Source organism: Phyllobacterium sp. P5_D12 (genome assembly GCF_054049495.1).
The window spans coordinates 1-26,108 of sequence record NZ_JBFUMG010000018.1; the positions used below are offsets into that span (position 1 = coordinate 1).

Genomic DNA, 26,108 nt, shown 5'->3' on the forward strand with positions numbered 1-26,108 from the left:
TCATCATATCGCGACGATTGTTGACTTCGGGCCAACTGTGTTTCCGGACGCTGATCAATGAACGGCGCCGGTTTTTCCAATGAACTTTCAGCGGAAATGCGCGCGTTGTTGCTGCGCGTCGAAGAGGAGTTGGGACCGCTACCTGATCCCACATTGCTGCCACCGGAAGAGGGCAGGGCGCAATCCGAACGTTCAAACCAGCGGAACAATGTAAACCTGCCGCCGCTTGCTCGGACGCGAGACATCGTCGTTGGCGCCAACACAGAACTTGGTTCCCAAGATTGCCGCATGCGCGTGCTTGTGCCGCATGGTGCGGGAGCCGGTGCTGTCCTGTTCGTTCATGGCGGAGGTTTTGCGTTCTGCAGTCCTGAAACGCATGAGCGTTGTGCCCGGGTTCTCGCCAATGAAACCGCGCTGCCCGTGCTCGTTCCCGATTATCGGCTTGCCCCGGAACATCCATTTCCAGCGGGTCTGCACGACGTTGTCGCCTGCTTGCGTGCCGCATTCGCGACTGCAGAAACAGGCGTATCCAAGGGACCGCTTATCATCGCAGGAGATTCAGCGGGGGCCAATCTCGCGCTTGCAGCCGTCATGCACGAAGAGAGAGCTGGACGTTCACTGCCGTCAGGCATGCTTCTGTTCTACGGCGCGTTTGATGCCGACTTCACCACGGAGTCGTATGGCCAGTTTGCCGAAGGCCCCGGTCTGACGCGTGGCAAGATGCAACGGTACTGGAACTGGTATTGCGCGGATGAGGATGCCCGCCACAATCCGCTGGTGGCGCCGTTACACGCCGATGACGATGTGTTGCGCGCATTGCCGCCGCTCTATCTCCTGGCCGCTGGCATCGATCCTCTCTTGTCCGACACGCTTCTCTTCGCTGATCGGCTGAAGGCCGTCGGCCGCAACGATCCCCTCACTGTTGTGCCGGGGGTAACGCATGGATTTCTGCAAAACACGAATGAACTGGCTGCTGCGCGGGAGGCGCTTGTGGCGGCGGGGGAGGCTGCTCGAGGAATGATCCGCGGCAGTTGACGACCCATAACAACAAAGGTGGAGGAAACGATGAGCATTCTCAAGAAACTGGGTATCAGTTGCGCATTCATGGCTGGCCTGGCGGTGAGCGCCGCCAATGCGGCTGAAACGGTGCGGTTCTGGTATCATTTCGACAATCCGGAAAATCCGATGTCGGATCTCGTGGCGAAGTTCGAGGCGAAGAACCCTGATATCAAAATTGAAGCGGAAAATGTTCCGTGGAACAGTTACTACGACAATCTGTATACCTCTCTGGTTGGCGGCAATGCGCCGGACGCCGGGATGGTCAAGCTTTTTGCGCAGCCGCGACTGGCTGAAATGGGCGCGCTGGAGCCGATTGGCGACCGCATCAACGCCTGGCCGGGCAAAGCCGATCTTCTCGATAATCTGCTGGAATTGAACAAGGGGCCGGATGGGCAGCAATATTACCTGCCGATCCAGTACGTCGTGCTGTATCTTTACTACCGCGCCGATCTCTTCAAGGAAGCGGGCCTCAATCCGCCGGTGACATGTGAAGACTTCCGCACGGCAGCGCAGAAATTGACCAAAGCGCCAGACACCTATGGTTTTGGCCTGCGCGGCGGCAAGGGCGGCTGGGACCAGTGGGGGACATTCGTCTTTTCGCAAGGCGCGGAACTCAAGCCGGGCGGCCTGACCAACCCTGAAGCTGTCGCGGCCAATCAGTGGGTGATCGATCTGTTCCAGAAAGACAAGGTTATCCCGCCATCGGCTCCAAATGACGGCTTCCAGGAAATTGTCGCAGCGTTCAAGGCTGGCAAGACGGCCATGACCATTCATCATATTGGCTCATCCAATGATTTGGTCAAAGCGTTGGGGGATAAGGTTTCCGCCGTTCCAGTCCCCAAATGCGGCGGCAAGCAATGGACCTCCTATGGCGATGAATCTCTTGCGATTTTCTCGTCGTCACAGGTGAAGGACGCAGCCTGGAAGTGGATATCCTTTCTCGCCGAGGGTGAAAACAACGTAGCTTTCAACAAGGCGACGGGCCAGATGACTGTAACCAAGAGCGGTTCCGAACATTGGACCCTGCATGAACGCCGTTTCGTTGACGCCACGGTCCAGTCTCTGCCGTTTGCTCACGTGCTGCCGCAAAGCACGGCGACAGCGGAGTTCGTCAATACCGCGTGGCAGACGTCGATGCAGCAGGCGCTCACCGGCCAGATCACGTCGCAACAGATGATGCAGCAGCTTGAGAGCCTCTTCGCGCAGTAGCGCGGAGGGGTTTCGCAGTACTGGTCGACGTCCGCCGAAAGTAGATTGTCCATGTCAACGCTTGCACCATCAGCACCTCACGATCTCACGCAGGTCCGCCCGCTTCGCAGCCGGCTGATGCCGTATGCCCTGCTGGCGCCGGCAGTGCTCGTGACATTGTTCATCGTTTTCTTCCCGATGGCTCAGGCGGTCGTCACCAGCTTTTACGACCTGGTCCTGTGGAAGCCCAATGCCAGCCGGTTCGTGGGCTTCGGCAACTACATCAAGCTCTTGCATGACCCGGTATTCTGGACTTCGCTCGGCCATACGGCCATATGGATCGGCTTGACGGTGCCCTTGCAAATGGGGCTTGGCCTGGTCGCCGCGCTCCTGCTCAATCGCGAGTTCCCATGGCGCGGTCTGGCGCGTGCTCTCGTCATAATTCCGTGGGCCTTGCCGAGCGTTGTCATCGCGCTGATGTGGCGCTGGATTTATGATCCAACCACCGGGGTGCTCAATGACATCCTGCTTTACCTGTCGATTATCCATTCAACCGTACCCTGGCTTGCCGATCCGCATCTTGCGCTCTATGCGGTGATTGCCACCTTGACCTGGCAGGGCTTTCCGTTTTTCGCGGTGATGATCCTTGCCGGTTTGCAGGGTATACCCCAAAGCCAGTATGAGGCCGCCTCTATCGACGGGGCCAGCACGTGGCGTCAGTTCGTCCATATTACACTTCCAGGCATCGCACCCGTGCTGGCGACGGCGGGTCTGCTGCGTATTATCTGGGTAGCAAATTCTATGGACGTCATCTTCGTCATGACAGGTGGCGGCCCGGGTTATGCCACGCACACATTGCCGCTTTATGCGTTTATCAAGGCCCGGCAAAATCTCGATTTCGGCTATGGCACCGCCATTGCCGTTACGTTCACGATCCTTCTTGGAGCCATCGTGGCGGTCTATATCGTCCGGACCATGCGCGAGGTGGAACGATGAACAAACCCTCGACGCTCCGCCGGATTCTCACGACGGATATTCCTGTCGTGTTCATCATAATGCTCGCCATGGGGCCATTCGTCTGGATGATCCTGACGTCCCTGACTCCGACCGCGCAGTTATCTGCGTCCGGCGTATCCCTGTCGCCGGCGGGGTGGAGCATGGACAATTATATCCGCCTGCTGGAACAGACCTCGTTTCTCGGCAATATGCTGGACAGTCTGATTATTGCTGCTGGTACTGTCGTCCTCGGCCTCGCAGTTTCAGTCACTGCGGCCTACGCGCTGTCGCGTTTCCGCTTCCCGGGCCGCAAGCTGGTCATGCTGCAGTTTCTGCTGGTCAACATGTTTCCGATCGTGCTCCTGATCCTGCCGCTCTTTATCCTCATGCGGAAGATCGGCCTTCTTGACACGCACCTTGCACTGATCCTCGCCAACTCAACTGTCGCCATTCCGTTCGCGGTCTGGATGCTCCGGAGTTACATCGGCGCTATTCCCCGCAGTCTCGATGAAGCGGCGATGATCGATGGCTGTTCCCGGCTGCAGGCGTTGCGTCGCGTCGTTCTGCCGCTGGCCATGCCCGGCATCATTTCGACAGGCATCTATATCTTCATTACCGCGTGGAACGAATATCTCTACGCCCTGACGCTTGGCGGCCGCAACGTTCGCCCCGTTACCGTCGCCATCCAGACGCTGATAGGTGAATACCAGATCGAATGGGGTCTGCTCGCTGCCGGCGGTGTCGTCGGTGCGCTTCCCGCCACTCTGCTTTTCCTTCTCGTTCAACGCCGGCTTATCGGCGGCCTCACCCAAGGCGCAGTGAAGGGATGACTCTTATTAATATCAAAGAAGGACCCATGATGAATCCCATCGGATTGATCTCGATGCAATATGCAAGGCCATTCACCGCCGAGCATTTCCATCTCTTCAAGAAAATGCGCGAGCTTGGCTTTGACTTCGTCGAACTGCTGGTGCCCGAGCCTGGCGAAATCGACCTTGCCGAAGCCCGGCGCGCTTTGGACGATGCAGGACTGGGCGTCGTCCTTGCTGCGCGGGTCAATATGCAGCGCAACCTTGCGTCGCACGAGAAAGATGCCCACCGTGCCGGCATCGATTACCTGCGCTATACGGCGGACTGCGCAGCGGAACTCGGTGCGACCGTTGTTGGCGGCCCTCTGACCGGCAATCCACTGGTGTTTGCCGGGCGTGCGCCAGTACCAGTAACCGAAGAAGAGCGGCTGGCGCGCAAGGGCCGCTGTGTCGCGGGACTGAAGGAAGCGGGCGATCACGCTGCGAAGGCCGGTATTCTGCTCGCCGTTGAACCGCTCAACCGCTTCGAAAGCGATGTGTTATGCACGACACAACAAGCCATCGAGCTGCTCGATGCCGTGGACCATCCGGCGGTCAAGTTGATGCTGGACACATTTCACATGCACATGGAAGAGGCGTCGATCCCCGAGGCAATCCGGCTTGGCGGCGATCATCTCGTGCATTTCCAGGCCAACGAAAATCATCGCGGCTTCCCCGGCACCGRTTCGACCGACTGGGTTGCAGTTTGTCGTGCGCTGCACGAGGTGAACTACAAAGGCCCGGTATCGCTTGAGCCCTTTCGGCGCAACGATGACCGCTTCGGCGTTCCATTCGCGCAGTGGCGCCCACCCCACGAGGACGAAAGCGAGCGCCTCGCGGCGAGCGCTGCCTTTATCAAATCCCATCTCACACTGACGGAATATCGGCGATGACATTGAAAATCGGCTGGATCGGTTGCGGCATTCACGCAACCCAGATGCTACTTCCCCAACTGGTCCGCCACGACGTCGAAATCGTCGCGCTCTGCGATATCGATGGCAAGCGTCTTGGCGATGCCGGCAGGCAGTTTGGCGTTGCGCGCCTGACCAGCGACGCCGAGGAGCTGATCCGTATGCCCGGCATCGACGCCATAGGCATGGCCGTGGGGCCGGATCAGCATCTGCATTTCGGCAAGCTTGCGCTCGATCGGGGTCTGCCTGTGTTTATGGAAAAGCCGCCGTCGGGAACGGCGGCGGGCGCGCGCGAACTTCGCGCTGCGTCGGAGCGCGCCGGTAAACCGTTGCTCGTCGGTTTCATGAAACGTTATTCGGTCGGCAACAAGATTGCCCACAACATCATCAAGTCCGGGCGGTTCGGCCCGGTGCTTGGCCTTACCGGATACTACATGACGGCGCCGGGTTATTTCACCGGTAATGTCGATTACACCGGCTTCTTCCTGCATCACTGCGTGCACTATATGGATCTGGTGTCATTCTTTGTCTCGCCGGTGCAAACCATTTCAGCGCGAAAGGTGGAAAAGACACCGGGCAGGGTCCTTTTCCACGTCGGGTTCGAGTTCGAGTGCGGGGCTATTGGAAATATCGCGATGGGTACGATTCAGTCGCGGGGCACGCCTGTCGAACGCATCGAGTTGATGGGTGACCACCAGCGTCTCGAGGTGGATGACGTGATTGAGGTGCGGTGGAACCGCAACCCGCCCTTCAAGATCGATGATCCGGAGGCAACACTCGCCGACGATGTCGACACTCTGACATGGAAGCCAAATTTTACGGCAGCGGCAAATGAAGATCCGAAGGGCTATTATTCACTCTTGGCCGATGTGGTTCCGGCCCTCAGCGGTGCCTCGACTGCTGCCCCGACAATTCATGATGGGGTGATAGCCATGGAACGGCTGGAGACTTTGCGACGGGAGCTTGATTTGTAATTTCCGTGGGCTGCCGCGGTCACTCGACGTTGGAGTCCATGCAGCGATACGTAAATTTGTATTCTCCTTCGGGCTGTCCCGGGTTCCTGTCGTCTCCTGGGTTATGATAACAGGCTCCCCACCTGATCCTAGAACGCCCAGCAACACTCAAAAGCTGTAGTCCCCCTTTTGCGGCGATCACCGTGGCCGGATATAATTGGTCGCCTTGGTGTTGTACCACGCTGGCACAATTCAATGGTTCTTCGGATGCCTCCTCAAAGCAGATTTCGATGACCACTTCGCGATCACAATTGTTGACGAAAAGCCAACCTTTTTCGTTTTCGGTCCCGAGGACGCAGCTCTTAGCGTCGTCGCTAAAAGAGGGAGTAACCTGGCCGGAAAACAGGATTAAGGCGATCACGGCAAGCGTCTTGCATTTCTTCAAAAGCCTCATGTGATTCAAGCTGATGCGTCCCCGATTCGTCAAACTTGATTTTGAAGCAGCCTACGACGACTATTTCATCTTGGCCACTGTCAGCCAGATACAAACTCTCTTCTATGAAGCCAGGTGCGGCGCGCTTGATCCGCAACGCCATGAGGTGTGGTTTCCTGCCGACGCAATCAAACGATTCTATAGTTTGTTCCGGATTGTTTTTCTCCAGATCAGCGGTGCGTGCAGGTTGGCAGACCGCACCCGACCGGCGGTCGCATCGCTTTGGAGCCAGGCGACACTGCTCTTTACGATTTCATCCACTGGCTGCGAAAACGTCGTCAAGTTATAGGACGCCCACGAGGACTGCTCGATATCGTCGAAGCCGACGATGCAGAGATCTTCGGGAATGTTCAGCCCAAAGTCGTACCGTGCACCGTCCATCAACCCGAATGCCATCAGATCGTTGACGCAGAAGACAGCGTCCGGCCACACTGCCTCGGTGAACAATGTCTGCGCAATCTTGCGGCCGCTCTCATAGACGGTGTTCCCGTGGCGCACGACCCTGACCTCAAGTCCGAATTCGGCAGCCGCTGCGATGAAGCCGCGTTCGCGCGCCATCAGACTTGGTGTTCCAACGTCAGAGTTGGCGAATGCGAGGTTCCGGCAGCCTGCACGCAGGAATGCACTCACGGCCACCCGTGCCGCTTGACCGTCGTCGAGATTGATACGGAACGGCCCATCAATATCATCGTCGCGATTGATCAGTACGATGCGCTGGCCGCTGTTGAGGCAAAGCCTGGTGATTGCCTTGTCCGGAAGCCCGGACAACAGGATCGACGCGTCGGCACGGTAGTGCAGGGTTTGCCGGAGTGCCGCGTCCACACTGCCGTCCGAGCGATCGGTGTTGATGAGCATGGCAATCTTGCCGGCCGTTTGCAATTCGTGGGTGAGCGCGCGCACCAGGCGGGCGCGGTAGGGCGTATCCATCTCGGATACGACCAGGCAGACGATGCCGCTTTCACTGCGCATCAGGCCGCGTGCAAGCTGGTTGACGTGATAGCCAAGCGCTTGCGCAGCCTCCATGACCCGCTGGCGTGTTTCCTCCGAAACACTCGCGCCTGGCGTAAACGTGCGGGATACGGCCGAGCGCGAAACGCCCGCCCGCTTTGCTACGTCATCAGCGCTGACGAATGATTTGTTCAACTGCATGAATCCATAGTTGTTCACGGTATCTTGCACGCGCTTGCGCAGTATCGCAACCACCAGATCGCCAATTTTATTGAAGGAACGTAATAGTCCGCTTGACAGGACGACATGTCGTGTGAAACTTTTGCACACGCTTGCAAAAAAGCGTGCGGCATGGAGGTGCCGCTTTTTCAGGGAGGAAAATCATGCGTTCTGTATTCGCAATTGCCGCCGCTTTTGCTGTTGGTCTTCAAATGATGCCAACCGAGGCGCGCGCTGCGGACAATCTCAATCTGATCTGTTCGGCCGATGTCGTCATCTGTGAGTTGATGAAGGGCATGTTCGAGAAGGAGACCGGTATCCAGGTCAATATGGTCCGCCTGTCGTCGGGCGAGACCTATGCCAAGATTCGCGCCGAGGCACGCAATCCGAAGACCGATATCTGGTGGGCTGGTACTGGTGATCCGCATTTGCAGGCCGCTTCCGAAGGGCTGACCCAGGAATATAAATCACCAATGCTCGACCAGTTGCAGGATTGGGCGAAGAAGCAGGCCGAGAGCGCCGGATACAAGACCGTCGGCGTTTATGCGGGTGCGCTTGGCTGGGGCTATAACACCGAGATCGTCAAGAAAAAGGGTCTGAAGGAGGCCAAGTGCTGGGCTGACCTCGTCGATCCGTCCTTCAAGGGCGAAATCCAGATCGCCAACCCGAATTCGTCCGGCACTGCCTATACCGCTCTTGCTTCCCTCGTTCAGATCATGGGCGAGGACAAGGCTTTCGACTACCTGAAACAGCTGAACGCGAATGTATCGCAATATACAAAATCAGGTTCGGCCCCGGTTAAGGCAGCGGCGCGCGGCGAAACGGCACTTGGCATCGTCTTCATGCATGATGCTGTCGCCCAGATTGCTGAAGGCTTCCCCGTCAAGGCCGTTGCTCCTTGCGAAGGTACAGGCTACGAAATCGGCTCGATGTCAATCATCAAGGGTGCGCGCAATCTCGACGCGGCCAAGAAATGGTATGACTGGGCTCTTTCCGCCGAAGTGCAGTCGCATATGAAGGATGCAAAGTCCTTTCAGYTGCCATCGAACAAGTCTGCCACCGTTCCGCCGGAAGCTCCGAAATTCGAGGATATCAAGCTCATCGATTATGATTTCAAGACCTATGGCGATCCTGCCAAACGCAAGGAACTGCTTGATCGCTGGGACAAGGAGATTGGTGCAAGCGCCAACTGAACTTGCTTTTGCCTGACGCGATATGTCCGGGATCGTTCCGGACATATCGGCAGCGCTAGTAACTTTCTATGATGAGCGAAGGCGGGTGGCGTTATGGAACGTAGCGACCGGAGATTGAATATTGCGCTCGGCATCGGGCTCGCCGGGTTGAGCCTCGTGCCGTGGTACAGGATCGAAAGCGGTTTTTTCAGCCTCGATTGGCTCGGCAATTTTCCGAACGGTTCCAACGAAGCGCCGACTCTTCTGCAGATATTCGCACACGGCCGCTGGACACTTGCCGTCATCGCGCTGCTCTTCGCTGTGGGCCTATGCGCGCGGGCTTTCAAAGTCTCGTCGCTGCGTTCAAATCTCCTGATCGCGGCCGGCGCCGCTGGAGTTGTTTTCCTGGTGCTGCAGGGGCTCGCTGTCGGGTTTACGGGCTGGACGTGGACGATGACTGAAGCGCTGTTCGGACCGCTTGCCGATGGCCAGCCTTCGATGGGTGCGGGCGCGGGGCTTGTGGCGCTTTCCTTCGTCCTGTTGTTTTCCTTTGGACTTGCCGAGCGCGGCGTAATGCGGGGCGATGCGTTCGTGGTGGCTTCAATTGCGCTGCTTGTCTTCCTTGTCAGCATCTTTGTGTTCTACCCCGTGGGCAGTATGTTCATCGGTGCCTTCCAGAGTTTCGACGGCTCCTTCGATCCCTCCGGATTTGTCCGCAACATTCAGGATCCATCGATCTGGAGCCTGGATTGTCTTGTTGGGGGCAATCGCTGTGGTGTCGCCTGGCGCACGCTGCTGCTGGCTATCCTTTCGGCGTTCGGTTCCACATTGCTCGGGCTCTGCTTCGCGCTGGTTGCCACCCGCACCCGCTTTCCGTTCAAGAAGGGCTTGCGGCTGCTGACAATCCTGCCGATCATCACGCCTCCCTTCGTCATTGGCCTCGCGCTTATCCTTCTTTTCGGCCGCGCCGGTGTCGTGACCCATCAGCTTTCCAACCTCTTCGGGATAGAACCGGGCCGTTGGCTTTATGGCCTGACCGGCATCTTTATTGCACAGGTCCTGTCTTTCACGCCCATCTCGTTTCTCGTGCTCATCGGCGTCGTCGAAGGTGTCAGCCCGTCGATGGAGGAAGCATCGCAAACCCTGCGCGCGGATCGCTGGCGTACGTTCTGGAAAGTATCGTTGCCTTTGATGAAGCCCGGTCTCGCCAATGCCTTTCTGATCGGCTTCATCGAGAGCATGGCGGATTTCGGTAACCCTCTGGTGCTGGGCGGTAGCCATGGGGTGCTCTCGACGGAAATCTTCTTTGCCGTTGTCGGTTCGCAGAACGATCCTTCGCGTGCCGCGGTACTTGCGATCATCCTTTTGTTCTTCACGCTCTCGGCCTTCCTTGCGCAGCGATTATGGCTGGCGGGCAAGAGCTTCGCGACCGTAACCGGTAAGGGCGATTCCGGGGCGCATATCGCCTTGCCGCGATCACTGTCCATTGGCGTCCATGCCATCGTCATTCCGTGGATATTGTTCACGCTGGTCATCTACGGCATGATCCTGTTCGGAGGCTTTGTCCGCACATGGGGCCTCGACAACACCCTGACCTTCGAGCACTACCAGCGCGCTTTCTCTTTCAGCTTTGAGAACGGCGCTATCGCCTGGACTGGCGTCGCCTGGAACTCATTCTGGACAACCATAAAGATCGCGTTGATTTCGGCACCGCTTACAGCGGCGGTCGGGTTGCTGACGGCTTACCTGATCGTCAGGCAGCGGTTTGTCGGACGAAATGTATTCGAGTTCGCGCTGATGATGAGTTTTGCCATCCCAGGCACTGTCATCGGTATCAGCTACATCATGGCTTTCAATCTCCCGCCGCTTGAAATGACCGGCACGGCGCTGATCCTCATAGCCTGCTTTGTCTTCCGTAACATGCCGGTCGGCGTGCGCGGCGGCGTGGCGGCGATGAGCCAGCTCGACAAGAGTCTGGATGAGGCGTCGCTGACCTTGCGGGCAACAAGCTTTCGCACAATCCGCAAGGTCATCCTGCCCTTGCTTCGTCCGGCGATCGTTGCTGCGCTGGTCTATTCGTTCGTCCGCGCCATCACATCGATCAGCGCTGTCATATTCCTTGTCAGCGCCGAGTATAATATGGCGACTTCCTACATTGTCGGGCTCGTCGAGAACGGCGAATACGGCGTTGCCGTCGCGTACTCATCAATGCTCATCGTTGTCATGATCGTTATCATTACATGTTTCCAGCTGCTGGTGGGTGAACGGAGATTGCGCCGCGAGAATCGCGTTGCAACGGCCTTTATTCCGTCTGCCGCACCACAAGAGAAGGCCGCATCATGACCACCGCACAACACACCGGCTCTGTTGTTTTCACCAATGTCAAAAAGCAGTTCGGCACGTTCACGGCCATCCACGATCTGTCTCTGCACATCGAACCTGGCACACTTGTAACGCTGCTGGGCCCATCAGGCTGTGGCAAGACGACGACCCTGCGCATGCTCGCCGGGCTCGAGCATCCAACTGCAGGACGCATTCTCATCGGCGGCAAGGATGTCACCATGCTTCCCGCCAACGAACGCGATGTCTCAATGGTGTTCCAGTCCTACGCACTGTTCCCGCATATGTCAGTGCTGGAAAACGTCGCTTATGGACTTGAATCATCGAAGATGAAAAAGAATGAAGCGCGGGAACGGGCGGAAGAGGGCCTGAAGCAGGTCGGTCTTGCCGGGTACGGCCAGAGGCTGCCTGCTGAACTCTCCGGCGGGCAGCAGCAGCGCGTTGCGGTCGCCAGAGCTCTGGTGCTCGAGCCGCAGGTGCTCTTGCTGGATGAACCCCTTTCCAATCTCGATGCGCGCCTGCGGCGCCGTGTGCGCACGGAAATCCGCGAACTACAGCAGCGTCTAGGGTTTACCGCAGTCTATGTCACCCATGACCAGGAAGAGGCGCTTGCGGTATCGGACAGGATCATTGTCATGCAGGACGGCGCTGTTGCTCAGCAGRGTTCGCCACGCGAGCTTTACGAAGCTCCCGCATCGTCATTCATCGCCGACTTCATCGGCGAGGCGAACGTCCTGCCTTGCGAGGTCCTGCGTAGCGATGGGGGGCAGGCGATCATTCGAGTCGGCAAGCTGGAACATTCCGTGCCAGGCCGGAGCGCCCGCCCGGGACCGGCGAGGATCGCTGTCAGACCCAATGCCATTACGCTCGAGGCGGCAGAGAGTGGGGCGTTTCCCGGTAGCATCAGGCATGCTGCCTATCTCGGGGATCATGTGGAATACGAAGTCGAAACCGAGGCAGGCACCCTGTTCGTCGTGGATCCAGCCGTCGATAGAAGCCTTGCACCGGCGACCAATGTCAGCATCGGCTTTCACCATCGCGGCATTGCCATCATCAACAATTGAAATCTGCATTCATATCTAAGGAAAGAACATGACATCCGATGTCACCGTTGATCTTCAGGATCGCTTTGCCCTGGCCCAGAAGATGGCGATTGAGGCCGGAGCCGTGGCTCTTGCGCATTTCAACGCGCGCGAAAGGCTGGTTATTGAAACAAAGGCGGATCCACACGACGTCGTTTCGATTGCCGACCGCGAAGTTGAAGATCTTATTCGGACCCGGATTGCCGCAGCTTTTCCGGCCGATGCGATCCTTGGCGAGGAGTACGGTGTCAGCTCGGGCACATCCGATTACACCTGGGTCGTCGATCCGATCGACGGTACGAGCCCATTCGTCAATGGCATGCCAACGTGGTGCATTTCAATTGCTGCCATGCATGGGGAGGAAATAGCCATCGGTGTTATTTACGTGCCGTGCAATGACGAGCTCTACGCTTCCGCCGCCGGGATGGGAGCGACATTGAACGGTAAAATCCTAAAACTCGATGGAAGTCGAACAATCCGTAACGCCGTGACTGGTATTGGCGCCAACAATCACGTGACGCCAGCGGTCGTCGCATCGATTGTCGAAAAACTGCTCGGCGCGGGGGGCAACTTCATTCGTAACGGCTCGGGTGCCCTGATGCTTGCCTATGTCGCTGCGGGTCGCCTTGTTGGCTATTACGAGCCTTATATGCATGCCTGGGATTGTATGGCGGGCTATTGTCTCGTCAAGGAAGCCGGCGGTTGGCATCTTCCATTCCCCGTCAAAGGTGATGGCCTCACAAAAGGCTCACCTGTGCTTGCAGCTGCCGCAGGTGCCGTTGACGATCTGCGGACAATCGCGGGGCTTTAGGTTTCGCATCGTTCATCCGGCATCCGGCGCCATGTAGTGTGACCCATGCGCACCGGTGGTGGCAGCGGCGGCGTCGCCGGAGAAGCCGAACATGATTGTCGTCAGCCCGCGTGGCCGCGATCGCATATGCCCTATCTCATGAGTTCATTCTGGAGTTTGCGCGGCGCTTTCTCCGCCCGTTGACTGAGGATAAGGTGGTGCCTTCAAGGCAGCTGGCATTGCCAGTATCTGAAACCGACAAGAACAAGGTATAGTCGCAGGAGCGGGCTTCCATGAATTTTGACTACTCCAAGGAGTTTGAAGGCAAGGTGCACTCGTAACCGGCACCTCGGGTATTGCGCGTGGTGTGGCGTTCAGGCTTGCACGGGCGGGKGGAACCGTGGTTGCGCTCGGCATCGATCCGGCCGCGAATAGTGAAATGTCGAAGCTTGCCGCGGATGAGCAATTGCAGCTTTCGGTAAGCACCGCCGATGTTGCCCATGCGGATCAGATTGGCGCCGCGATTGACAAGCTCGAGAGGAAGTTTGGGGGTCTGGACATCATCGTCAATTCAGCGGCGATCCACCCCTATGGAACTGTCGTGACCACCGATACGGCAACGTTTTTGCGTTGTCTTGCCGTCAATGTTGGATCGATTCAATTGACCGCGCATTTCGGCATACCGCTGATGGAGAAGCGCAAGGGCGGCTCGATCGTCAATGTCGCATCGGTGCAAGGCCATGCCTGCCAGCAAAATGTCGCCGCGTATGTGGCTTCCAAAGGCGCTATTCATGCACTGACACGCGCTATGGCCATTGATCACGCGAGCGGCCTGATCCGCGTGAACTCGGTCAGCCCTGGCTCGGTCCGCACACCCCTGCTGACCCAGGCAGCTCTCATCTTCGACGGGCCGGATGCGGACGTCGAAAGCGTGTTCCGTCGTTTTGGCGCTGCACACCCGATCGGCCGCATCGGTGAAGTCGACGAGGTGGCCGAACTTGTCGCCTACCTGGCGTCGGATCGTTCGAAGTTCTGCACGGGCGGCGACTTTCTGATTGATGGCGGCCTCAAAGCGGGCCTGGGGGTGAAATAGCGTTGACGCGGGGTGCCAATAGCAGGTCTCGCTTGATCGGGAGTCTACGGTCAAAACGCAACTTCAAATTTGGTTCATGGAGTTATGGCATAAGTGCCCGCAGAGTTGCATGATACGCGCCGTGGCGGCGCGGCGCGAACGACTATCAGAGGGGCTGAAATGAACGATCCAAAGCATGAGGCGGCAAACCAGGATTGGCTTGAAGCCGAACTCGCCGATACACTCGATGAGGATTATGAGCTCGAACTTTCCGAGCCGGCACTGTCCGACGAGATTCGCAAAATCTACCGCAAGACTCATCCACCAACCATCCCGCGTATCGAGTATTTTCGGGCCTTGCTTTCGCTGCAGGCAGAGTTGATCAAACTGCAGGACTGGGTCGCCTATCACAAAGAGAAGGTCGTTGTCGTATTTGAGGGACGCGACTCTGCCGGCAAGGGGGGTGTCATCAAGCGCATTACCCAGCGGCTCAACCCGCGTACGGCGCGCGTAGTTGCGCTGCCAGCGCCTTCAGATCGGGAAAAATCCCAGTGGTACTTCCAGCGTTACGTGCCGCATTTGCCCGCCGGCGGCGAAATCGTACTGTTCGATCGTTCCTGGTACAATCGTTCCGGCGTCGAACGCGTGATGGGATTCGCCGATGAAGACCAGGTTCAGCAATTCTTCCACGATGTGCCGGAATTCGAACGCATGCTTGTCCGATCCGGCATCAGGGTTATCAAGTACTGGTTCTCCATAACTGATGAGGAGCAACAGTTACGCTTCCTCATGCGCATTCATGACCCGCTGAAGCAGTGGAAACTTTCTCCCATGGATCTGCAATCGCGCGTGCGCTGGGAAAATTACACCAAAGCCAAGGAAGAAACCTTCGCCCGCACCAACATACCCGAAGCGCCTTGGTATATCGTTGAAGGCAATGACAAGAAGCGTGCCCGTCTCAACTGCATTGCGCACCTTCTTTCACAGGTTCCCTACGAGCCCGTACCACACGAGGAGATCACCTTGCCTAATCGCGTGTTCAACCCGGACTATGAACGTAAGGTGTTGCCGCCCGAACTTTACGTTCCGTCAAAATACTAAATTGATGTAATCCCGGCTGCGCGTTGGTCTGTGATATCTTCTCCATTGCCTTCCCAGAGCGATCACTGAGAGGGCAATCGTTTTGATCATCTTCAAACGCTGGGGGGATAGCCACAATGGATGAACACGAGATCGATGCGGTCAGGGCCCTGCTGCAGTCCCATCCGCGACCCGCGAGCCTTGCCGAGCGTCGCCAGCGCCTCGATCTCGTGGCAGCCGACGATCCAATCGCCCCCGATATCCAGTTCAAGCATCAAATGGTCGGTACGATTGAGGCTGAATGGTCGCTGGCGCCGGGAAGCGACAGCACCAAGACGCTGCTGTTTTTTCACGGCGGCGGCTATTGCTCCGGATCGATCCAAAGTCATCGCAGGATGGTCGCCGAAACAGGTCGCGCCGCGCGCGTGCGCACGCTTGCACTCGGTTACAGGCTGGCGCCCGAGAACCCCTTTCCGGCTGCGTTGGACGATGCGCTTGCCGCTTTCGAGTTCCTGATCGCACAAGGCGTTCCCGCGGCGTCGATTGCGATCGGCGGCGACAGTGCTGGGGGCGGGCTGACGCTGGCGACCATGATACGTCTGCGTGACGCTGGCAGACCGCTGCCCGGCTGCGCATGGTTGGTATCGCCATGGGTCGATCTCGAAATGACCGGTGCGAGTATGGACGAGAAGGCCGCTGTCGATCCGCTGATTCACCGTGACTATCTCGAAGAGCTCGCGGGCGCCTATCTTGGTGAGACCAGCGCTCGCGAGCCGCTCGTTTCGCCGCTCCATGCTGATCTTGCGGGACTCCCGCCGATCCTCATTCAGGTTGGTTCGGCCGAGACACTTCTCGACGATGCAGCGCGAATCGCGCGTTGGCTTGGCGCTGCCGAAGTGGCGACGAACCTCGAGATCTGGCCGCACATGATCCACGCCTGGCCTCTGTGGGCGGCACGGCTGGCTTCGGGGCGAGAGGCGATCGCCTCGGCGGGCGCGTTCATAAACAGACACCTCGCGACTTAAGCGGCGAAACCGCCAGTCGAAGCGCGCCCGCCACCTGTGCAGGTCTAAGAAATTGTGGCATAGATGAGCGATGGCGATAAGTCTCTTGGCAGTCCACAACAGCGGCGGCGAGACGGAGCAGGCAGCGGGCAATTCGCTGGCCGTTGGCTACACCGTGGCTGTGCTGTGCTGGCTGCTGTCCGCCGGCGTCTATATCTCAGCAAAATGGGTCTCTCCCGAAATGCCGCCATGGGCGTTGTGCTTCTGGCGCGTCCTCATTGCGTGGGCGATCCTGCTGCCGATCGTGCGCGGTCATTTCGGCTCCATGGCTGCGCTCGTGCGGGCGCGCCCGCTGGAGCTGATTCTCGTCGGCGGCATCGGGCTCGCGATATGTCAGGGCATGGTCTTTATGGGGCTCGAGAAAGCCGACGCCACCACGGCCGGCATCATCATGGCCCTGATCCCGATCATCACAATGATCCTCGCCCGTTTGATCCTGGGTGAGCCGATGGGGAGATGGCAGGCGATCGGATCGATCGTCGCCTTCGTCGGGATCGTGGTCATCATTGTCAAAGGCAGCCCCGCGGCGCTGATGCGTCTCGACGTGAATCCCGGCGAACTGTGGCTCGTCGCCGGTGCTTTCTGTTTCGGCCTCTATGCGGTTCTGCTCCGCCGCGCGAAATTCGATCAAGAGCGTCTTCCGCTTCTGGTGCTGCTGCTCGGGGCTGCTGCGCTGACAGCGCTCCCCTTCTACCTTTGGGAACTTGCTTCCGATGAACGCTCGGCCCTCGACAGCAACGGGCTTCTAGCCCTGGCCTATGTGGCAGTCCCCGGCGGAGCGCTGATGTATTACCTCTTCAATTGGAGTGTCGAAGCGTTGGGGGCAGGTCGGGCGGGCGTGCTTCTCTACATCCAAACGATATTCGTCGCCATACTCGCCTATTTTATCCTTGGCGAGCGCCTGCAAACCTATCATCTCGAAGGCGCTGCGCTGATAGTCGTCGGCGTGCTTTTTGTCATCCTGTTCAAGCCTCGGACCAAACCTGCGGCGACCAAATCCCTCTAAGTTGAACTGATTGTGAATGGGCTCAATCCATTTGGCGTTTATGCTGGGTCGCGATTCCAAATGAAATGGGGCGGAGCCCTGTGTGATGAATCTCATCGTTCGGACTGCGAGAAGTGCCATTCTGGGCCTGCTTGCCCTCGGCGCCATCGTCTTCGGATCGGCCGGGACGCTCGACTACTGGCAGGGCTGGGCCTTCATTGTCGTCTTTACACTCTCGACAAACTTGATTGGCATCTATCTTGCAATCAAGGATCCGGCTCTGCTGGAGCGCCGCCTGAAGGCCGGGCCTGGCGCTGAAACACGTCCATTGCAAAAGGCACTGATAACGGTTGCCTTTGCCGGTGCCATTGCCTTCCCGGCTGTCTCTGCGCTTGACTATCGGTTCGGCTGGTCACACGTGCCGACTCCAGTCTCGGTGCTGGGAAACGCCCTGGTGGCGCTGGGCCTGATGATCGATCTTCGGGTCTTCCGCGAGAACAGCTATGGCGCTTCGACGATCGAAAAGATGGAGGATCAAAAGGTCATCTCCACCGGACCATATGCATGGGTCAGGCACCCGATGTATGTCGGGGTGCTCGTCCTCGTTGTTGGGACACCGCTCGCCTTGGGTTCGTATTGGGGCCTGTTGTTCCTGCTGCTCAATGTGCCGATCCTGATATTGCGCATCCTCGACGAGGAAGAGATGTTGCAACAGGAGCTGGAAGGCTATCCGGACTATATGCAAAAAGTACGATACAGGCTTGTACCGGGTCTGTGGTGAGCGAGCCTGCAACGCCGGCCGCTCATGACCCTAGATAGACTTGACCTCGCCGCCGTCCATACGGAGTGTCGAACCAGTCATCCACCGGGCGCCAGGCGAGACAAGAAAAGCCATCAGCTCCGCGATCTCTTCCGGTTCGCCATAACGGGCGATGCCTGCGTCCTGCGGGAATTTTGCGGTTGCTGCCTCTACACTTATGCCGTGGATCGACGCCCAATGTTCGAGATAGGATCGCCGCCGGCCTGTCATCACTGGGCCCGGAAGAACGCTGTTCACCTGAACGCCGTCTGTGATCCCGCGGTCCGAAAATGCCTTTGCCAGTGCCACGATGGCAGCGTTGATCGTGCCGACTGCGGCATAGGGTGCTTTTGGAAAAAGCGCGGAATTGCCTGACATCAGCACCACCGAACCTTTGGCCTCCTTCAAAGTCGGCCAAGCGGCGATCGTTAGCCGGCGCGCCCCGTGAAGCTTGAGGGCCAGACCACCGTCCCATTGTTCATCGGTCATTTCAAAGAGATCGATCTGCGGCACCGCGCCGGCAATATTCAGCAGGGCATCGATGCGGCCATAGGTCGAGAGTGTCTGGTCGACGACCACCCTTGCTGCGTCCGGTTGTGCCAGATCGAGGTCAAGCACGAGAGCGTCGGCACCCGCCGCTCTCACCATTTCCGCAGTGGCCTCGAGCTTGGCCCGATTGCGTGACACAAGCACGATCGAGGAGAAATCGCGGGCAAGCCGGATCGCTGTGGAATGACCGATCCCCTGGCTCGCGCCGGTAACGACTGCAACAGACTTTTGCATGCCAAAATCTCCAACGATTCAAGAGCGAGAAAGGAATTCGCGAATGGCTGCGGCGATTTCCCCGGCATGCGTTTCGAGCGCGAAATGTCCGGTGTCGAAGAACCTTACATCGGCATCGAGGATATCGCGTTTGAACGCTTCGGCGCCCGGTGGCAGGAAGAACGGATCGTTCTTGCCCCATACCGCAAGAAATGGCGGCTTGTGCGTGCGGAAATAGCTCTGGAAGGCTGGATAGAGGGCAACGTTGCTTTTGTAATCGCCGAAGAGGTCGAGCTGTATGTCGGCGGCACCCGGACGGGCAAGATAGAAATTATCGAGYGACTGACCATCTGGCGACACCATTGCCACATCGCTGACGCCGTGGGTATATTGCCAACGGGTCGTTTCGGGGGTGAGCATAGCGCGCAACGCATCGCGATTTTCCTTCGAAGAATTTTGCCAATAGGCGCGGATCGGATTCCACCCGTCGCTCAAGCCCTCTTCATAGGCGTTGCCGTTTTGCGAGATGATCGCGGTGATGCGCTCGGGATGCCRCATCGCCAGTCGAAAGCCCGTTGGTGCACCATAGTCGAAAACATAGACCGCAAAGCGCTCGAGACGAAGGACCTCCGTAAAGCGTTCGATTACGCCGGCAATATTGTCAAAGGTGTACGTGAATTTGTCGCGTGAAGGCATATCCGATTGACCAAAGCCCGGGAGATCTGGAGCGATGACGCGAAACCGGTCGCTGAGGAGCGGGATCAGATCGCGAAACATATGCCCTGCACTCGGGAAACCGTGCAGCAGCAGCAGGATTGGCGCGTCCGCAGGGCCAGCTTCTCGATAGAAGACGTTGAAGCCGTCGACATTGGCGGTGAGATATTTGGTGGTGGTCATTGGAGTTCTCCTGTCTCTGTGCCGTAACCGTTTTGCCACTTGCATGACGGTTATGACTCATTGATTGGTAACCGGTCAAGATGGTATTGGCAGGTTACTGCGTATTTGGACTGTCCCCCTTTCGACTAATCGACAGGGATGTCGTGAAACCAGGATTTCAGGCAACCCGTCCACTGATAGCCTCCGGTCTTACGTAGAGAACCAGGGCGGCGCAGATCAGCCCAAAACCCAGCAGGGGAACGAACGGCGATACCAGGGCTGCCAGCGCAAAGATTCCGAGCGCAGCAAACGTCCGGCGGCGAGCGAGCCGGCGCGCCTGGTCAGGCATCATGGTCGAATCCGCCTGTGCCAATGCTTCCCGTTCGAAGGCCAGATAGGCCAGTTCAACCAGGACAAAAATGGCTGCGTAGATGGTCATTGGCGCCGCCGCCAGATGGGAACGCGCCATCCATGCAGTCGCAAATGGGAGCAGCGATACGACAAAGAGGTGCGCGAAGTTGAGCCAGATCAGTCGGGGTGTTGCATGCCGCACAAAGCGCAGGAGGTGGTGGTGGTTTACCCAGATGATCGCGATGAAAAGGTAACTTACGGCGTACCCTATGGCCGTGGGCCAAAGCGGCAGCAAAGCTTCAAAGCTTGAATCTTCTGGAGCTTCCAACTCCAGAACCATAATTGTGATGATAACCGCAATCACCGCGTCCGAGAAAGCCGCTAACCGATCCGCTGTTGTTCGTTGCTCTTCCATCTTCGATCTCCCCCGATAAAAATTAACATCAGGCCGCGGCGCGGATTGCGTCTTCAATGATGTCGACGACAACGGAAGGCGCTGTGACACTTGGCGTATGATCCACGGAGTGCACCCTCACGTGGGCCTTCATGCGCTCTGCCATGAAGCGCTGCGTGCCAGCGACGATCATATGATCATTTTCAGCCAGCAGATACCAGCTTGGCAGGCTGCGCCATGCAGGAACGCCGACAGGCACCGTGATGCAGGCAATGGCAATCGGACGCTGAACAGCGGCCAGCATGCCCTGCATTTCGGGATCGGCGTTCGGGGCGAAAGCATTTGCAACGGCGTCGTCTGGAAGCCAGATCAAAGAGTTCTCATCCGGTCCAAGCCTTGGCGCTTGCGGATGCGGCTCGGCACGATAAAAGACGTCGGCCACCGTTTCTCCTTCATCGGGAGCAAGTGCAGACACGTAGACCAGTGACTTTACTTTTTCGGAGTGCGTCTCGCCAATCACCGCACCGGCATAGGCATGACCGACGAGCACCACTGGAGCGTCAATCCGCGCGAGGGTTCGGCTAACTGCCGCTACGTCGTCAGCCAGAGAGGTCAAGGGCAATGGCGCGGCCACCACCTTGACACCATGCGACTTGAGAGAAGCAATCACGCTTGCCCAGCTCAATCCATCAGCCCATGCACCGTGTACAAGCACGACTGTCGTGTCTTTGAAATCCATCGTCTCACTCCTTGATGTGCGTTAAGTAACCGCATTGTCGTTTGTTTGGAGGTTACCCAAGAAAAACATAACTTGTCAACGTGCCTCAGAGTGGTTACATCACTCAAAGCCGAATCACGCATAGCGGAGAAGGAACAACACATGGGGCACGCGTACCCGCCTGCAATTTTTGTTGCCGATAGTCCCGGACTTGATTTTTTGAATTCGGTTGCAACGCCGGTGGATTCGGTCGTGGACTGGATCGGCGGCGGCGATGGTCTTGTTGATTGGCTTTCACAAGCCAATCTCGTGCCGGAGACGGTGCTTGCCGCCATCAAGGAAAGCGCGATGCCGGGCGAACTGGACAAGGTTGCCGATCAGGCACGAAGCCTCCGCGAATGGTTTCGAGGCTTTGTCCGTGAGCATAAGGGAACTGCTTTGTCGGCGAACCGCCTGAAGGAGCTGGAGCCGCTCAACAAGCTTCTTCAGAGAGACGAGGCTTTTACCGAGATTGTTGCAGTGGAGAAAGGCGGGCTCAAGACAATGATGTCGCGCCGTTGGCGCTCACCTGAATCGCTGCTTTTGCCAATCGGGGAGTCGTTGGCCAAGTTTGTCTGTGAGGAAGATTTTTCAGATGTGAAGGCCTGCGAGGGCCAGGCGTGCACTCTCATGTTCGTTGATCACACACGACGCAAATCGCGTCGGTGGTGCAGCATGGCGCTCTGCGGAAACAGGGCAAAACAGGCGGCGCATCGGACACGTTCAAAAAACATGGGACTATCAGTGAACGTCCAATAGGACGGGGCACCTGCTAGGGGTGCGCATCCGGTTCCTGCGCTGCTATCTGCAGCCAATTGACGAAGAGGCTGGCAGCTTCATTGTTATGTTGCCTCGTCGGGACCACGACGAAATAAGCCCCTCTGGGTTTGATCGCGGCGTCAGTCAGGCGAACCAGTCGTCCCTGCTGCAACAGGTCTTCCACGAGATGTGTCCAGCCCAGTACGATCCCCTGACCGTTGAGTGCGGCATAGATCGCTTCGGTGTAAAAACTGCAACGCAATCCCAGCGTCTTCTTGGGAACCACGATGGAAAATGACGAAAGCCACTCATTCCAGCCTGTCCACGTTGGATCGTCGGTTTCGTTGGAAATGAGGGAGTAGGAGGTCAAGTCCGCCGGAGTTTTGATGCGCCCGTCTGCCCCGGCATATCCCGGGCTGCAGACCGGGAAGACTTCGTCCTCGAACAGCAATTCCGCATGACCATCCGGCCACATGCCATTGCCGAATCTGATCGCAACGTCCACCTCGCCCAGTCGGAGGTTCGGCATGTTGTCCTGAGAGAGGATGCGGAGGTTGGTGTAGGGATATTGGCGCGAGAACTCTGAAATCCTGGGCATCAACCAGAAATGCGAGAATGCAACTGTCGCAGAGATCGTCAGCTCATCGCTGGAAGCGTCCTTGCGAAGGTCGGTAACGGCTTCCACGATGAGGTTGAACGCCTCGCTGGTGGCCGTCGAAAGCGCTTTGCCCTTGTCAGTCAAAACCACCTTGCGGTGCAGCCGCGTAAAAAGGGGAAAGCCAAAGTCCTTCTCAAGAAGATGTATCTGGCGGCTGACCGCAGCTTGGGTAACGCCGAGTTCTTCTGCGGCCCTCGTAAAGCTCGACAGCCGTGACGCCGCTTCGAATACGGTAAGTGCCGTCAATGGTGGCAGCTGTTTCCTCAAGCTTTGCACAATTCACTCCGATTTCGCTGACGGCGATCAGAGTTTCCCATTACTTCAGGTAATGTCAATGGCGCACATTTGTGCAGTTGAAATATCTCAATTTGCTGCGATTCTAGACACGATTGATCCATAAGGAAACATTATGCTCAATACGTTCCCGTCGCCGATCTCCTCTTTGCTCGACGCGCGTATCGACGGGCACTCTCTTCCCGCGGGGCTGTACACCCGCGAGGATGTCTTCCAGGCGGATCTGGACGTGTTCTTTTCCAGGCACTGGATACATGTTGGCCTCGAGTGCGATGTTCAGGAAGCCGGTGATGCCGTGGTCATCGACATCGGATCGACAAGCCTGATCCTGCTGAGGGATGACGACAACGAAATCCGCGTGGTCCGCAACGTTTGCCGTCATCGTGGCGCGCGACTGCTGGACGCCGGATCAACAGTCATTTCCAAGCTGGTGTGCCCCTACCACCAGTGGACCTACGAGCTTTCGGGTGAACTCAGTTATGCGCCGCATATGGGCAAGGACTTCGACAAAAGCTGCCGAAGCCTCAAGGCGGTCAATTTCAAGTCGATCGGCGGCCTGATCTATGTCTGTCTTTCCGACAATCCTCCGGAAGATATCAAGCGGCTGGAGGAGGTCATGGCCGGGCGGCTGGCGCCCTATGATATCCGGAACGCCAAGGTCGCACACCAGCTGGATGTTATCGAGAAGGGCAACTGGAAGCTCACCATGGAGAATAATCGGGAGTGCTATCACTGCTCGGCCAACCATCCGGAGCTGTGTGTTTCGTTCGTCGATCTTGACTTCGGATATGATCCCGACAGCCTCAGCCCGGAGGATCGGGAAGAGGCGGAAGTGCATTTCGCCATGTACAGCGAGCGTACGAAAGACTGGGAGGCAGACGGATTTCCATCATCTACGGTTGAACAGGTGCGGAACTGTGAAACCAATTTCCGCACCCAGCGCCTGATTATCGCCGGGGCGGGCGAGTCCCAGACGGAGGACTCGACTGCCGCCTCGTCGAAGCTTCTTGGGACAATGACCCGCAAGGATCTCGGCGACACGCATCTTTGGGGACACAGCAGCTGGTGTCACTTCATGGGCGACCATGCCGTGATCTCCATCGCGATCCCGCTCTCTGCCGACACGACCCTCATCCGGACGAAATGGCTTGTTCACAAGGACGCGATCGAGGGCGTCGACTACGATCTCGCCAAACTGACCCACGTATGGACCGAGACGACCAATCAGGACGCGGAGCTCGTTGCGCGCGCCCAGGCGGGCGTTCAGGACCCGGGCTATGAGCCTGGCCCTTATTCCAGGTTTACCGAAGTTGCTCTCGATGACTTCGCGAGCTGGTACATTGAACGGATGCGCGCCCATGGCTACTGATCTCCTCCTCAAGGCCTTGAGCCCGGCAAGCGGCGGACACTGGGACCCGGAGACCGACGACGAACTCGTTTGCATCGACGTCCATGACGAAACGCATGACGTGAAAAGTTTCACGTTCGTGTCGCCCGAGCGGAAACAATTCGAGTTCAGCGCCGGGCAATATTTCAAATTCGAGCTCGGCCTCGACAACGAAGACGACGGGCGCTGCTACAGCGTCTCATCGTCTCCACTTCGCAAGAACGCCATTACAGTCACGGTGAAGCGTGTACAGGGTGGAAAGGTCTCGAACTGGCTGCACGACAATCTGATCCCGAACACGACCGTCCGCGTGTCGGGGCCACTCGGCCGTTTCATCCGGCCCACGGCGAAGAAGTACCTTTTCCTGTCGGGTGGGTCCGGGATCACGCCACTCATGTCGATGGCAAGGGAGCTTGCTGACACGGCGGAGACGACCGATGTCATATTTCTGCACGCGGGGAGAAGTCCAAGAGACCTTATCTTCCGGGAAGAGATTGCAAACATCGCTCGACGTGTCAAAGGTTTCAGAATTCTGCTGCTTCCCGAAGACATCGGAACCGAACGAGGTTGGCCGGGCATTTCAGGCCGGATATCCAAGGAATTCCTTTCTCTCGCAGCGCCCGATATCGCCGACCGCGTCGTCATGTGCTGCGGACCCGCACCATTCATGGCAGCCGCGAGACAAATCAGCGCCGAACTGGGTGTTCCCGAATCCAATTACCTTGAAGAGAGCTTCGACGCCGTTGTCATTGAAGAAGATGCAGCGCCGGCTGGCGCGGCCGTCGAAATGAAATCGTTCAGCGTACAGTTTTCGAAGCAGGGGAAGTCTATCGAAGTCCGCGCTGATCAGACCGTTCTCTCCTGCGCCAAAAAATCCGGTGCCAGGATTCCATCCTCATGTGCCAGCGGTATCTGCGGGACCTGCAAGTCCAAGCTGTTGAGCGGTGCCGTCGACATGAAACATGACGGAGGGATAAGGCAGAGAGAGATCGATGCCGGTTTCTTCCTGCCGTGCTGTTCCAGACCGCTTAGCGATCTCGTCATCGAACGCTAGCCGCTCCAAACGAGATGTCTTTCAGCGAATTTTCAGCGGGCGAAAATCCTCATGGAACAACTGTCATATTGAAACGTTAGGTTGCGCTATGACCACACCGTTTCCCTCCGTGACCATCGAAATCCAGCCTGCCGGGAAGTCCCGGAACATCGCGTCTGTCCCGGAGGCGGCCGAAGTCCTGTTGATGGACTGGCCAATCCATGACGGCGTCAAACTGAAGGCGGCAAGGCAGAAATGTCTCGATGCGCTCGATGGTAAGGTAACGATTACCGAGTGCCGCTCGGCCTTTATCGAAGCGGCCAAAGAAGCTCGCATATTCGTCGATTATCCGGCGAAGAGACTTTAGGTCACGTATCAAAGTTGCGCTTGAGAACGCCTGAGAACATCGGGTTACTGGCTATGTTGTCGGCGATTTCGGTCAGCTTCGGAAAAGATTGCGTGAATTCTTTCCTTCCCGGGCGCCAGTTGCGCATGACTGCAATATAGAGGTCGATCGCACAGAAATCATTGCCGAGGAAACAAGGCGTATCGGCGACATCCTCCACGTGGCCCCACAATGTCTTGCGATATTGATCGACAGTCCGCTTGTAGTCGTCATGCGCATCTTTCGGCAATTGCCAGCGAGCCGGATCATCGCTGAAGTTCGCCGTCGGGTAGATTTCGCTGACGATGTAAATGAGCCATCGCAGGAACGCCGGCCGTTGTCGGTCGCTGGTTGCAGGCGCGAGTTGTGCATCAGGAAATGCATCGGCCAGATGAAGAATAATCGCTGCGCTTTCCGTCATGACATCGCCGCCCGGCATGATCAGCGTCGGAA

General features: G+C 57.6%; 27 protein-coding genes. 19 read left to right on the plus strand and 8 right to left on the minus strand.

Annotated features, from left to right (window positions below):
- Positions 1-57: 57 nt before the first annotated feature.
- From ACXJ5O_RS02750 to ACXJ5O_RS02775, 6 genes are read left to right on the plus strand one after another with little or no spacing between them, the layout of a single operon-like run.
- Positions 58-1,035 carry an alpha/beta hydrolase gene (locus ACXJ5O_RS02750; protein ID WP_457298547.1) on the plus strand — a complete coding sequence of 326 codons (978 nt, stop codon included), beginning with the start codon at positions 58-60 and terminating at the stop codon, positions 1,033-1,035.
- 30 nt (positions 1,036-1,065) lie between these two features.
- Positions 1,066-2,268, plus strand: coding sequence for an ABC transporter substrate-binding protein (locus ACXJ5O_RS02755; protein WP_457298548.1), 1,203 nt, complete (start codon positions 1,066-1,068; stop codon positions 2,266-2,268).
- 51 nt (positions 2,269-2,319) lie between these two features.
- The gene (locus ACXJ5O_RS02760; RefSeq protein ID WP_457298549.1) at positions 2,320-3,243 is read left to right on the plus strand and encodes a carbohydrate ABC transporter permease; all 924 of its coding nucleotides are present in this window, start codon (positions 2,320-2,322) and stop codon (positions 3,241-3,243) included.
- The gene (locus tag ACXJ5O_RS02765; protein WP_114429364.1) at positions 3,240-4,073 is read left to right on the plus strand and encodes a carbohydrate ABC transporter permease; all 834 of its coding nucleotides are present in this window, start codon (positions 3,240-3,242) and stop codon (positions 4,071-4,073) included. Before ACXJ5O_RS02760 ends, ACXJ5O_RS02765 begins: the two co-directional genes overlap by 4 nt.
- 29 nt (positions 4,074-4,102) lie before the next feature.
- Positions 4,103-4,984, plus strand: coding sequence for a sugar phosphate isomerase/epimerase family protein (locus ACXJ5O_RS02770; protein ID WP_457298569.1), 882 nt, complete (start codon positions 4,103-4,105; stop codon positions 4,982-4,984).
- Positions 4,981-5,976 carry a Gfo/Idh/MocA family protein gene (locus tag ACXJ5O_RS02775; RefSeq protein ID WP_457298550.1) on the plus strand — a complete coding sequence of 332 codons (996 nt, stop codon included), beginning with the start codon at positions 4,981-4,983 and terminating at the stop codon, positions 5,974-5,976. The genes ACXJ5O_RS02770 and ACXJ5O_RS02775 overlap by 4 nt, the downstream gene beginning before the upstream one ends.
- 353 nt (positions 5,977-6,329) lie before the next feature.
- Here the strand turns inward: ACXJ5O_RS02775 and ACXJ5O_RS02780 are convergent, their stop codons facing one another.
- Complete coding sequence (locus ACXJ5O_RS02780; protein WP_457298551.1) at positions 6,330-6,551, minus strand: hypothetical protein; 222 nt, start codon at positions 6,549-6,551, stop codon at positions 6,330-6,332.
- A 35-nt stretch (positions 6,552-6,586) separates the two neighbouring features.
- Positions 6,587-7,597: a LacI family DNA-binding transcriptional regulator gene (locus ACXJ5O_RS02785; protein ID WP_457298570.1), complete on the minus strand. Its 1,011-nt coding sequence runs from the start codon at positions 7,595-7,597 to the stop codon at positions 6,587-6,589.
- Positions 7,598-7,779: 182 nt separating this feature from the next.
- Between ACXJ5O_RS02785 and ACXJ5O_RS02790 the strand changes: the two genes are divergently transcribed.
- From ACXJ5O_RS02790 to ACXJ5O_RS02830, 9 genes are all read left to right on the plus strand, one after another.
- Entirely contained in the window at positions 7,780-8,808 is a 1,029-nt protein-coding gene (locus ACXJ5O_RS02790; RefSeq protein ID WP_224510706.1) for an ABC transporter substrate-binding protein, read from the plus strand.
- Between the two features lie 93 nt (positions 8,809-8,901).
- Positions 8,902-11,130, plus strand: a complete 2,229-nt coding sequence (locus tag ACXJ5O_RS02795) for an ABC transporter permease (protein WP_457298552.1) — start codon at positions 8,902-8,904, stop codon at positions 11,128-11,130.
- On the plus strand, positions 11,127-12,191 hold the full coding sequence (locus ACXJ5O_RS02800) for an ABC transporter ATP-binding protein (RefSeq protein WP_457298553.1): 1,065 nt from the start codon (positions 11,127-11,129) through the stop codon (positions 12,189-12,191). Before ACXJ5O_RS02795 ends, ACXJ5O_RS02800 begins: the two co-directional genes overlap by 4 nt.
- A gap of 28 nt (positions 12,192-12,219) precedes the next feature.
- Positions 12,220-13,020, plus strand: a complete 801-nt coding sequence (locus ACXJ5O_RS02805; RefSeq protein ID WP_457298554.1) for an inositol monophosphatase family protein — start codon at positions 12,220-12,222, stop codon at positions 13,018-13,020.
- Positions 13,021-13,366: 346 nt separating this feature from the next.
- Positions 13,367-14,092, plus strand: coding sequence for an SDR family oxidoreductase (locus ACXJ5O_RS02810; protein WP_457298555.1), 726 nt, complete (start codon positions 13,367-13,369; stop codon positions 14,090-14,092).
- 159 nt (positions 14,093-14,251) lie between these two features.
- Entirely contained in the window at positions 14,252-15,172 is a 921-nt protein-coding gene (gene ppk2, locus ACXJ5O_RS02815) for a polyphosphate kinase 2 (RefSeq protein WP_457298556.1), read from the plus strand.
- Positions 15,173-15,288: 116 nt separating this feature from the next.
- Positions 15,289-16,176 carry an alpha/beta hydrolase gene (locus ACXJ5O_RS02820; RefSeq protein ID WP_457298557.1) on the plus strand — a complete coding sequence of 296 codons (888 nt, stop codon included), beginning with the start codon at positions 15,289-15,291 and terminating at the stop codon, positions 16,174-16,176.
- 70 nt (positions 16,177-16,246) lie between these two features.
- Positions 16,247-17,221 carry a DMT family transporter gene (locus ACXJ5O_RS02825; protein ID WP_457298558.1) on the plus strand — a complete coding sequence of 325 codons (975 nt, stop codon included), beginning with the start codon at positions 16,247-16,249 and terminating at the stop codon, positions 17,219-17,221.
- An 85-nt stretch (positions 17,222-17,306) separates the two neighbouring features.
- On the plus strand, positions 17,307-17,981 hold the full coding sequence (locus ACXJ5O_RS02830) for a methyltransferase (RefSeq protein ID WP_457298559.1): 675 nt from the start codon (positions 17,307-17,309) through the stop codon (positions 17,979-17,981).
- A gap of 30 nt (positions 17,982-18,011) precedes the next feature.
- Here ACXJ5O_RS02830 and ACXJ5O_RS02835 read toward each other — a convergent pair whose 3' ends face one another.
- From ACXJ5O_RS02835 to ACXJ5O_RS02850, 4 genes are all read right to left on the minus strand, one after another.
- On the minus strand, positions 18,012-18,782 hold the full coding sequence (locus ACXJ5O_RS02835; protein ID WP_457298560.1) for an SDR family oxidoreductase: 771 nt from the start codon (positions 18,780-18,782) through the stop codon (positions 18,012-18,014).
- Between the two features lie 18 nt (positions 18,783-18,800).
- Positions 18,801-19,658 carry an alpha/beta fold hydrolase gene (locus ACXJ5O_RS02840; protein ID WP_457298561.1) on the minus strand — a complete coding sequence of 286 codons (858 nt, stop codon included), beginning with the start codon at positions 19,656-19,658 and terminating at the stop codon, positions 18,801-18,803.
- Positions 19,659-19,815: 157 nt separating this feature from the next.
- Positions 19,816-20,403: a TMEM175 family protein gene (locus tag ACXJ5O_RS02845; protein WP_457298562.1), complete on the minus strand. Its 588-nt coding sequence runs from the start codon at positions 20,401-20,403 to the stop codon at positions 19,816-19,818.
- Between the two features lie 28 nt (positions 20,404-20,431).
- Positions 20,432-21,121, minus strand: a complete 690-nt coding sequence (locus ACXJ5O_RS02850) for an alpha/beta fold hydrolase (RefSeq protein ID WP_457298563.1) — start codon at positions 21,119-21,121, stop codon at positions 20,432-20,434.
- A 141-nt stretch (positions 21,122-21,262) separates the two neighbouring features.
- Here ACXJ5O_RS02850 and ACXJ5O_RS02855 point away from each other — a divergent pair, with 141 nt between their 5' ends.
- Positions 21,263-21,898 (plus strand): CGNR zinc finger domain-containing protein, encoded by a 636-nt coding sequence (locus ACXJ5O_RS02855; RefSeq protein ID WP_457298564.1) that lies wholly within the window; start codon positions 21,263-21,265, stop codon positions 21,896-21,898.
- Between the two features lie 13 nt (positions 21,899-21,911).
- On the opposite strand, the gene ACXJ5O_RS02860 is transcribed toward ACXJ5O_RS02855, so the two are convergent.
- Positions 21,912-22,802: a LysR substrate-binding domain-containing protein gene (locus ACXJ5O_RS02860; protein ID WP_457298565.1), complete on the minus strand. Its 891-nt coding sequence runs from the start codon at positions 22,800-22,802 to the stop codon at positions 21,912-21,914.
- A gap of 163 nt (positions 22,803-22,965) precedes the next feature.
- On the opposite strand from ACXJ5O_RS02860, the gene ACXJ5O_RS02865 reads away from it, so the two are divergent.
- The 3 genes from ACXJ5O_RS02865 (at position 22,966) to ACXJ5O_RS02875 (ending at position 25,637) form a co-directional block, all read left to right on the plus strand.
- Complete coding sequence (locus ACXJ5O_RS02865; RefSeq protein ID WP_457298566.1) at positions 22,966-24,219, plus strand: aromatic ring-hydroxylating oxygenase subunit alpha; 1,254 nt, start codon at positions 22,966-22,968, stop codon at positions 24,217-24,219.
- Positions 24,209-25,291 (plus strand): FAD-binding oxidoreductase, encoded by a 1,083-nt coding sequence (locus tag ACXJ5O_RS02870; RefSeq protein WP_457298567.1) that lies wholly within the window; start codon positions 24,209-24,211, stop codon positions 25,289-25,291. Before ACXJ5O_RS02865 ends, ACXJ5O_RS02870 begins: the two co-directional genes overlap by 11 nt.
- Positions 25,292-25,379: 88 nt before the next feature.
- Positions 25,380-25,637, plus strand: a complete 258-nt coding sequence (locus tag ACXJ5O_RS02875; protein WP_210283569.1) for a DUF982 domain-containing protein — start codon at positions 25,380-25,382, stop codon at positions 25,635-25,637.
- Position 25,638: 1 nt separating this feature from the next.
- Here the strand turns inward: ACXJ5O_RS02875 and ACXJ5O_RS02880 are convergent.
- The coding region (locus tag ACXJ5O_RS02880; RefSeq protein ID WP_457298568.1) for a glutathione S-transferase family protein at positions 25,639-26,108 on the minus strand (470 nt) is incomplete at its 5' end.

Excerpts from the sequence above, each read along its gene's own strand:
- ACXJ5O_RS02750 (WP_457298547.1), top strand. The coding sequence starts at position 58 with ATGAACGGCGCCGGTTTTTCCAATGAACTTTCAGCGGAAATGCGCGCG.
- ACXJ5O_RS02755 (WP_457298548.1), top strand. The coding sequence starts at position 1,066 with ATGAGCATTCTCAAGAAACTGGGTATCAGTTGCGCATTCATGGCTGGC.
- ACXJ5O_RS02760 (WP_457298549.1), top strand. The coding sequence starts at position 2,320 with ATGTCAACGCTTGCACCATCAGCACCTCACGATCTCACGCAGGTCCGC.
- ACXJ5O_RS02765 (WP_114429364.1), top strand. The coding sequence starts at position 3,240 with ATGAACAAACCCTCGACGCTCCGCCGGATTCTCACGACGGATATTCCT.
- ACXJ5O_RS02775 (WP_457298550.1), top strand. The coding sequence starts at position 4,981 with ATGACATTGAAAATCGGCTGGATCGGTTGCGGCATTCACGCAACCCAG.
- ACXJ5O_RS02780 (WP_457298551.1), bottom strand. The coding sequence starts at position 6,551 with ATGGCGTTGCGGATCAAGCGCGCCGCACCTGGCTTCATAGAAGAGAGT.
- ACXJ5O_RS02785 (WP_457298570.1), bottom strand. The coding sequence starts at position 7,597 with ATGCAGTTGAACAAATCATTCGTCAGCGCTGATGACGTAGCAAAGCGG.
- ACXJ5O_RS02795 (WP_457298552.1), top strand. The coding sequence starts at position 8,902 with ATGGAACGTAGCGACCGGAGATTGAATATTGCGCTCGGCATCGGGCTC.
- ACXJ5O_RS02805 (WP_457298554.1), top strand. The coding sequence starts at position 12,220 with ATGACATCCGATGTCACCGTTGATCTTCAGGATCGCTTTGCCCTGGCC.
- ppk2 (WP_457298556.1), top strand. The coding sequence starts at position 14,252 with ATGAACGATCCAAAGCATGAGGCGGCAAACCAGGATTGGCTTGAAGCC.
- ACXJ5O_RS02820 (WP_457298557.1), top strand. The coding sequence starts at position 15,289 with ATGGATGAACACGAGATCGATGCGGTCAGGGCCCTGCTGCAGTCCCAT.
- ACXJ5O_RS02825 (WP_457298558.1), top strand. The coding sequence starts at position 16,247 with ATGGCGATAAGTCTCTTGGCAGTCCACAACAGCGGCGGCGAGACGGAG.
- ACXJ5O_RS02830 (WP_457298559.1), top strand. The coding sequence starts at position 17,307 with ATGAATCTCATCGTTCGGACTGCGAGAAGTGCCATTCTGGGCCTGCTT.
- ACXJ5O_RS02835 (WP_457298560.1), bottom strand. The coding sequence starts at position 18,782 with ATGCAAAAGTCTGTTGCAGTCGTTACCGGCGCGAGCCAGGGGATCGGT.
- ACXJ5O_RS02845 (WP_457298562.1), bottom strand. The coding sequence starts at position 20,403 with ATGGAAGAGCAACGAACAACAGCGGATCGGTTAGCGGCTTTCTCGGAC.
- ACXJ5O_RS02850 (WP_457298563.1), bottom strand. The coding sequence starts at position 21,121 with ATGGATTTCAAAGACACGACAGTCGTGCTTGTACACGGTGCATGGGCT.
- ACXJ5O_RS02855 (WP_457298564.1), top strand. The coding sequence starts at position 21,263 with ATGGGGCACGCGTACCCGCCTGCAATTTTTGTTGCCGATAGTCCCGGA.
- ACXJ5O_RS02865 (WP_457298566.1), top strand. The coding sequence starts at position 22,966 with ATGCTCAATACGTTCCCGTCGCCGATCTCCTCTTTGCTCGACGCGCGT.
- ACXJ5O_RS02870 (WP_457298567.1), top strand. The coding sequence starts at position 24,209 with ATGGCTACTGATCTCCTCCTCAAGGCCTTGAGCCCGGCAAGCGGCGGA.
- ACXJ5O_RS02875 (WP_210283569.1), top strand. The coding sequence starts at position 25,380 with ATGACCACACCGTTTCCCTCCGTGACCATCGAAATCCAGCCTGCCGGG.